Source organism: Salibaculum griseiflavum (assembly GCF_003129565.1).
Classification (GTDB): domain Bacteria; phylum Pseudomonadota; class Alphaproteobacteria; order Rhodobacterales; family Rhodobacteraceae; genus Salibaculum; species Salibaculum griseiflavum.
The window spans coordinates 1-730 of the sequence record NZ_QETF01000047.1 but is presented as its reverse complement, the minus strand read 5'-3'; the positions used below and the strand labels follow the sequence as shown (position 1 = coordinate 730).

Here is a 730-nt window from a genome sequence, read left to right as displayed (position 1 = left end):
AATCCTAAAGCAGGCCCTTATCGACCACCGCCAAAAGGACCAGCTTGACCAGATCAAGGACGCCGCATAACCTCGCATCAAGCTGCGCCACTCAGGCAAGTTTCAACATCAAGCGGGACATTCCCCCACACAAAACGCATTATTGTTATTTCCGCTGATCGAAGGTGAAGGCTCAACGACTTGATCCGCTGGACGCGTCTGAGCCACGGTCTGCGCCTGCGCCGCCCCCGGCATGGCCACCAGGGTCACCACAAGCAGCAGCCCCGCCAGCATCGCCATGAGCCCGCCGCGCGCCGCCCGCGCGACACGGCCCGCAAAACCGCCCTGCCCGCGCAAAGGCGCAGCCGGCTGCGCGCTGGTGCCGCTTTGGGGCGTGGAGAGGCCAGCCTGAGGCTGCGCGGGCTGCGAGATATGGGGCATGAGATCCTCGGGGGCTTGAGAGGTGTCGCAGAAAAGGTTGGCGCGCGGCGCGGCCTGATCCTCAGCAAGGGGTGCCATGGGCAGTGTCGGGGCTTGAGTGGTCATGGCGTTACCTGTCACATCCCGTGACGTAGTATGGCTGTTTTTTGAACAGCTCAGGCCTGAGTTTGTGCCAGTCTTTCATGAGATATGCCCAAAAGTTGGTGACGGCCGTCATCAGGCGGCGGCTTGAAGTTGCTTGATCCCGTCTTTGAATTCAATCCCCTGAATAACCTCGGGCAGACGGCTTGGCCCGTTGATCTTCCGCCAC

Annotated in this window: 1 protein-coding gene; it reads right to left on the bottom strand. The window is 61.4% G+C overall.

The genetic code is table 11. The features are described 5' to 3' along the window. Positions 1-108: 108 nt before the first annotated feature. Positions 109-498 carry a hypothetical protein gene (locus tag DFK10_RS16185; protein ID WP_146193302.1) on the bottom strand — a complete coding sequence of 130 codons (390 nt, stop codon included), beginning with the start codon at positions 496-498 and terminating at the stop codon, positions 109-111. Between the last annotated feature and the right edge of the window lie 232 nt (positions 499-730).